Here is a 7,331-nt window from a genome sequence, read left to right as displayed (position 1 = left end):
AGGGCGGCCGAAGCCGCCGCGGTGGCCAGGATCATGCGAGCTGAACGCATCTGATGGTCCTTCCGTCGCGACCGGGCAGCCGACACCTCGTCAGCTGACACGACCCGGCCCGACGTGATCCACCGTCAGCCAACGAGCGCCTCTCCACCACTCAAGGCGCTCACCCGGGTGAACCCGGCCGCCGCCCCGGAGCTCTCCGCCGTCCAACCGCCCTTTTGGCGGCGACCACTCCAACGGAGCAGCCGCGAAACGATCAGCGGGGTGAACGGGGCCGGCATCCCATCGGCTCCGAGGGGCTCGCCACGATCCTGAGGCGGGCGTCCGGCGCATGGGCGGACCTGGACCTTTCCCGCTGTGAAGCCTGTTCCGCCTCCTGTTCCGCATCCTGTTCCGCCCCCGTTCCGCGCCCGGTTCGACCTCTGTTCACATCCCGGTTCAGACCCCCGTCCCGCCCTCCCCTCCCGACCCTCACTTCCGACGAGGAGGTGCGTCGGACCCGGCACGCCGGCCGGGTTCCGCCGGCCGGATCCAGGGCGCCCACCGCACCGGCCGCACCTGCTGACAGGAGGTCACCCCACGGTTCCCGGATCCGGGGCGACTGCGTCCCGGACGGTCGCTTCAGGACGGCCGGTCCAGGACGGCCAGCAGGTGTTCGGCGAACTCCTTCGGGCATTCGACGGCCCCGAGGTGGCCGCCCGGGAACTCCTCGAGCCGTGATCCCAGGAGCCCCGCGAGGCGCGCGGCGGGCCCGTACAACGGGATCTGACGGCGGGAGTCGCGCCCCGCGGCCGGCACCAGTTTGTGGGCCACGGGCCGCAGCGCCGCCAGGTCGGTCCGGACCGAGGAGAACGGACGGAGCACACGTCCCAGGAAGACCGGGAGATTGGCGTGCATCCGTACGGCCATCTCCCGGATCTCCGGCGGCAGTTCCGTCGGCCGCGCGGGCGCCTGCCCGGCCGCTCCGTCCGCCAGTCCCTCGGCGAACCGGGCCATGGCGGCGTCGGCGCCTTCGGTGTGGAGGGTCTCGCGCACCTCGGCGAACAGCGCTCTATGCGGGGCGGGGTCCGCCAAAAGTTCCAGCAGCGGCGGCTCGTGCGCGACCACCCGGCGCAGCCGCCCCGGGTGCCGGGCCAGCAGATCCACCGCGACGACGGCACCGGAGCTGCAACCGAGGACGACCGCCTCCTCGTCCGGGGCGAGCAGGCCGAGCAACCGGTGGGCGTCGTCGCTCCACACCGGCACCTGTTCGTCGGCGCGGGGAGCGTCTGCCGGGCCGTCGAGAGGGCTGCGGGACAGGCCGCGCGGGTCGTACGAGACCACCGTGTACCGGGTGGCCAACCGCGGCGCCATGCCCGCGTACAGCCCGGCGTCCCCCGCGCCGCCGGGGATGAGCAGCAGGACGGGCCCGCTGCCGAGCGTCTCGTAGTGGAGGGTGGCGCCGGGCACTGCCAGGGTGCCGGTCCGCTGCGGATGCATCGTTTGCTCCTGTGGGGTGTCGGTGTCGGTGTCGGTGTCGGGGTCGCGGTTCGTGTCGGGGCGGGGCCCTGCCCTTCCCTGCCTTGCCCCGCCCCGATTCCTAGTGTCCCTAGGTTTTTGCCTAGCTCAAACAGGTTTTTCGGCGCCCGTTGTGTCTGCGGGCTCTGAACAGCCGGAAGGGGCCATCCGTAACTCTGGGTAACTCCGCTCCTGTCGTACAGTCGAAGCCGGGGGAGGAAGACCGGGGAGGGGATGACGTGCCGCTGGTGCCGGTGCGGTTCGCGGTCCTGGGGGCCGTGCGGGTCTTTCGGGGGGACGTGGAACTGGAGCTCGCAGGACCGCAGGAACGTGCCTTCCTGGCTCTGCTGCTGGTAGGAGCGGGACGGCCGGTCGCCGTGGGCGAGGTCGTCGACGTGCTGTGGGGGGCGGATCCGCCGCGCAGCGCGGTCAACGTCGTCCGGCGTCACGTCGGTTCGCTGCGCCGGCTGCTGGAGCCCGGCCTCGCCGCCCGCGCGGAGGGTCGCTGGCTGGTGCGGGACGCGGGCGGATACCGGCTGGTTACCGACGGTGACTCCTCGGACCTCCTGAGGTTTCGCGCGCTGTGTGAGGAAGGGTGCCGGATCGCGGACCGGGCACCCGTGCGGGCGCTCGAACTCCTCACCGGAGCACTGTCGCTGTGGCGCGGGCCGGTCGCCGCCGGCATCTCCGGGCTGGCCCGTGCGCACCCGGCGTTCGAGGCGGTGGAACGTGAGCGGCTCGCCGCCGTGCGCCGGGCGACGGACGCCGCGCTGCGCGCCGGGACGCCGGACGCGGTCCTGCCCGAGCTGCGACCGGCCGCCGCACGGCACCCGTTGGACGAACACCTCCAGGCGGGGCTGCTCCGCGCGCTCGCGGCGGTCGGCCACCGCTCGGAGGCCCTGGCCGCGTACGAGGCCGTACGGGCACGGCTGGCCGAGGAACTGGGAATCGACCCGGGGGCGGAACTGCGCGACGCGCGCGACGCGGTTCTGTACGGGGTGCGGGACTCGCAGGACGGGCAGGGCGCCCTGGCTGGTGCTGGTGCCGGTGCCGGTGCCGGTGCCGGGGTCGGGGTCGGGGTGGGTTCGGGCGGTGCGGGTGGTGGTGGTGAGGGCGCCGGCGTCGGTGGTGCCGGTGAGGGTGATGGCGTCGGTGCGGGCGCCGCTGTCGGTCGTTCAGATGCCGGGGCGGGTGCTGGGGTCGGGGTCGGGGTGGGTTCCGGCGGTGCGGGTGCCGGTGATGGTGTCGGCGTCGGTGGTGCCGAGTTCGGTGATGGCGTTGCCGTCGTCGGTGGTGCCGAGTTCGGTGCGGGTGTCGGCGTCGTTGGTTTCGGCGCCGATCCGGGTGCTGGGTCGGCGCCGTCCGGGGGGCCGGTCCCGGCGCCCGGTGCTCCGGGCGCGGACGGTGCCGCCGGGCGGGCAGCCGCCCAGCCGCCGCTGCCCTCCCATCCGACACCCGCCCAACTGCCGCACGACATAGCGGTGTTCACCGGGCGGGACGTCGAACTCGACGAGGCTTTCGCGCTGTCCGGTGCGGACGGGTCGCGGCCCGGGACCGTGGTGATCAGCGCCATCGGCGGTATGGCGGGCATCGGCAAGACCACGCTCGCGGTGCACTGGGCGCACCGGGTCGCCGACCGGTTCCCCGACGGGCAGCTCTACGTCAACCTGCGCGGCTTCGACCCGTCCGGCATCGTCATGGACCCGGGGGAGGCCGTCCGGGGGTTCCTCGACGCCCTCGGTGTACCGCCGGAACGGATCCCGCACGGGGTCGACGCGCAGGCCGCGCTCTACCGCAGCGTGCTCACCGGCCGGCGGGTCCTCGTGGTGCTGGACAACGCGCGTGACACCGAGCAGGTGCGGCCGCTGCTGCCCGGTTCGGCCGGCTGTCTGGCGATCGTCACCAGCCGCGACGAACTGTCGGGGCTCGTCGCCGCCCATGGCGCCCACTCCCTGACCCTGCACCCGTTCGACGCCGCCCAGGCACGGGCGTTCCTGGTCCGCCGGCTCGGCGCCGAGCGGGTCGCGGCCGAGCCGAGGGCGGCCGGTGAGATCAGCGAGCTGTGCGCCGGACTGCCCCTCGCCCTGGCCTGCGTGGCCGCCCGGGCCGCCGGCCACCCGCACTTCCCGCTCGCCGCCGTCGCCCTCGAACTGCGCGAGGCCCACGGCAGCCTCGACGCCTTCGCCCGCTCCGACGCCTCCGTCGACGTCGGCACGGTCTTCTCCTGGTCCTCGCGCGCGGTCTCGGACGAGGCCGCGCGGCTGTTCCGGTTGCTCGCCCTGCATCCTGGTCCGGACTTCTCCCCGGCGGCCGCGGCCGCCCTCGCGGGCCTGCCCGTACGCCGGACCCGGCCGCTGCTGGCCGAGCTGACCGGTCTGCACCTCGTCGCCGAACACAGTCCGGCCCGCTACGCCTTTCACGACCTGCTGCGTGCCCACGCCGGTGAACTCGTCCACGAGCGGGACACCGAGACCGACCGCCGGGCGGCCCTGGACCGGCTGTACCACCACTACCTGCACACCGCCCACGCCGCGGACCGGCTGCTGGCCCCCAACGCGGACCCGCTGCCCCCGCCGACCGCGCCCGAGGGCGTCCACCCCGAACCCCTCGCCGGTGACGACCGCGCCCTGGCCTGGCTCACCGCCGAGCACGCGGTGCTGCTCGCGGTGGTCGACACGGCCGCCGCGTCGGGGCAGCCCGCGCAGGAACGTCTCGCCTGTCAACTGGCCTGGTCCCTGGAGCCGTTCTTCGACCGGCGCGGTCACTGGCACGACGGGCTCGCCGTGCAGCGCACCGCGCTCGACACCGCCCGACGGCTCGCCGACCCGGCGCTGGAGGCCCGCGGCCTGCGCGGACTGGCCCGGGTGGAGGGCCGGCTCGGGCTGCACCCGAGGGCCGTTCCCCGACTGGAACGGGCCCTTGAGCTCTTCACCGAACTGGGCGACGACACCGGCCGCGCCCAAACCCACCGCAGTCTCGGCTGGGAGTGCGATCAGCAGGGCGATCTGCCCGGCGCCCTGCGCCACAACCAGGTCGCCCTCGGCCTGTTCCGTGCCCTCGGCGACCGTGCCGCGCAGGCCAGCGTCCTGAACTCGGTCGGCTGGTACCACGCTCTGCTCGGCGAGTACCGGCACGCCCTGACGCACTGTTTCGAGGCGCTCACCATGCTCCAGCAACTCGGCGACCGCTACGGCCAGGCCGCCACCTGGGACAGCATCGCCTACGCCCACCACCACCTCGGTCGTCACCCGCACGCGCTCCTCGGGTACCGCAACGCCCTCGCCCTGCTGCGTGACCTGGGCGTGCCGTACGTCGAGGCCGACATCCTCGTCCGGGTCGGCGACACCCACCTCGCCACCGGCGACCACGAGGGCGCCCGCACCGCGTGGGAGCAGGCTCTCGTCCTCTTCAGGGGCCTGAACCACCCCGACGCCGAGCGGGTCGAGGCGCTGCTGACCACACGGGACGGCCACGCCGGTGCCGTCTGACCTCCCGCATCCGCCCCCGCACCGGCCCCCGCCGGCCGGAGACTCCTTGGGGGAGGCGATGCGCTTCGAGGTGCTGGGGCCCGTACGGGTGTGGCGGGAGGAGCGGGAGCTCGATCCCGGCTTCCCCCAGCAACGCGCCCTGCTCGCCCTGCTCCTGGCGCACGCGGGCCGGTCGGTGCCGACGGGCGAGATCCTCGACGTGCTGTGGGGCGAGCGGCCGCCCGCGAGCGCGCTGAACGTGGTGCGGCGTTACGTCGGCGCGTTGCGGCGGCTGCTCGAACCGGGGCTGCCGCCCCGTGCCCCGGGGCGGCGGCTGCTGCGCCGTCCCGGCGGCTACCTCCTGGAGGCGGCCACCGACGAGGTCGATCTGCTGCGTTTTCGTGAGCTGACCCGGCAGGGCAAGCGGGCGGCGGCCACCGGACGGCCCGGGACGGCGGCCCGGCAGTTGGTGCGGGCGCTGGGGGAGTGGCGGGGGCCGGTGGCGATGGGGGCGCCGGCATCGGTGCGCGAACACGTGCAGTTCACGGCCGTGCAACGGGAACTCCTCGAGACGGCCCGGCTGGCGGCCGACGCGGCGCTGCTGTGCGGTCGCGCCGAGCAGGCGCTGCCCGCTCTGCGCCGGGCCACGGCGCACGATCCCCTCGACGAGTCGCTGCACGCCAGGCTCGTGCTGTCCCTGGCCGCCTGCGGACTCCAGGCGGAGGCCCTGGGAGCGTACGAGGACATCCGCCGCCGTCTCTCCCGCGAACTGGGCCTCACCCCGGGCGGAGAACTGGCGGCGGCGCACGCCCGCGTACTGCACCAGGACGTGGGACGACGACCGAGAAGCGGCCCGGTCGTCCACCTCGGCCGCCCAGCCAAACCCCCCAGCCCAGTCGAACCCCCCAGCCCGATTGAACCCACCAGCCCAGCCAAACCCCCCACCACCCCATCCCGGCCCCCTGCCCTGGCTGGGGCTGTTATCCCGGCGCCTGCCTTGCCTGGGGTTGCCGCCCCGGCGCCTGCCTTGCCTGGGGCTGCCACCCTGGCGCCTGCCTTGCCTGGGGTTGCCGCCCCGGCGCCTGCCTTGCCTGGGGTTGCCGCCCTGGCCCCTGCCTTGCCTGGGGTTGCCGCCCTGGCCCCTGTCCTGCCTGGGGTCGCCGCCCCGGCGCCTGCCGTGCCTGCGGTCTCCGATCCGGCGCACTCCGGGCTGCGCGGCCCCGGGTCCGCCCGCCCCAAAACCACGACCTCCGTCCCCGTGGGCCCGCGTGGGGGCGGGCTCAGGAAGCCCGCCTCCGACGGTGTCGGCGGCCTCGGTCACTCGGCGGGGGCATCCGCCGGTGGTGGCGACGCCGCGTCTGTGCGGGCTGCTCGGTTGCCGTCGTCTCTTTCCTCCTTCGTGGGGCGGGCGGTCGAGTCGGAGTGGCTGGAGAGGGCGGCCGGCGCGGCGGCGGGGGTCGTGCTGGTCGGAGGGATGGCCGGGATCGGCAAGAGCTCCCTCGCGCTGCACTGGGCGCACCGGATCGCCGGCCGTTTCCCCGACGGACAGGTGCACGTGGCGCTGCGCGGCTCCGATCCGGCCCGGTCCGCCGTGGAGCCGGCCGACGCGCTGCGGGGGATGCTCGCGGCGCTCGGCGTGCCCGCGCCCCGCGTGCCGGACGGTCTCGACGCCCTGACCGGCAGGTACCGCACCCTCCTCGCCCGTCGGCGGGTCCTCGTAGTCCTCGACGACGCCGCCGGCACCGGCCAGCTGCGCCCGCTGCTGCCCGCCGGGCCGGGCTGTCTCGCGCTGGTGACCAGCCGCCACGCCCTGCCCGGACTGGTCGCCTCGGGAGCGCGACCGCTGCGCCTTGCGCCGCCGTCCGCCGAGGACGCGCTCGCGCTGCTGGCCGGACGGATCGGTGGAGAGCGGGCGGCCGCCGAACCCCGCGCCGCCGCCGAGATCGTCGCCCGATGCGGCCGGCTGCCGCTCGCGCTGGCCACCGTCGCCGCGCGGGCCGTCCGCCGGCCGGACATCCCGCTCGCCCAGGTGGCCGCCGACCTGCGCGCGGCCCACGGCGGTCTCGACGCCCTCGCCGCCACCCGCGAGGCCTTCCTGAGCTCCTACCGGCTCCTGCCGCCGGACAGCGCGCGGCTGTTCCGGCTGCTGCCCCGCGTCGAGGGAGCCGACATCACCCCGGCCGGGGCCGCCGCGCTCACCGCACTGCCGGTCCGCCGGGCCCGGCTGCTGCTCGGCGGGCTCGCCGACGCCCACCTCCTCACGGAATCCGCGCCGGGCCGCTACACCCTGCACGTCCTGCTGCGCGCCTTCGCCACGGAACGCGCCGAGGCGGAGCGCCGCTCGCACGGCTCGTGAAGGCGCTGTCACTT

The 7,331-nt window shown here is 75.3% G+C and carries 3 protein-coding genes; 2 read left to right on the top strand and 1 reads right to left on the bottom strand.

What is annotated here, in order from left to right; genetic code table 11:
• Window positions 1-618: 618 nt before the first annotated feature.
• Window positions 619-1,476: an alpha/beta fold hydrolase gene (locus tag ACFWBB_RS35260; protein ID WP_385281011.1), complete on the bottom strand. Its 858-nt coding sequence runs from the start codon at window positions 1,474-1,476 to the stop codon at window positions 619-621.
• 257 nt (window positions 1,477-1,733) lie between these two features.
• On the opposite strand from ACFWBB_RS35260, the gene ACFWBB_RS35255 reads away from it, so the two are divergent.
• Window positions 1,734-4,982, top strand: a complete 3,249-nt coding sequence (locus tag ACFWBB_RS35255) for a BTAD domain-containing putative transcriptional regulator (RefSeq protein WP_385281008.1) — start codon at window positions 1,734-1,736, stop codon at window positions 4,980-4,982.
• Between the two features lie 46 nt (window positions 4,983-5,028).
• Window positions 5,029-7,317 carry a BTAD domain-containing putative transcriptional regulator gene (locus ACFWBB_RS35250; protein WP_385281006.1) on the top strand — a complete coding sequence of 763 codons (2,289 nt, stop codon included), beginning with the start codon at window positions 5,029-5,031 and terminating at the stop codon, window positions 7,315-7,317.
• Window positions 7,318-7,331 lie beyond the last annotated feature (14 nt).

The organism is Streptomyces sp. NPDC060000, from assembly GCF_042737375.1.
Classification (GTDB): Bacteria; Actinomycetota; Actinomycetes; order Streptomycetales; family Streptomycetaceae; genus Streptomyces.
The sequence above is the reverse complement of the archived record's forward strand: the minus strand, read 5'-3'. Positions and strand labels throughout refer to the sequence as shown.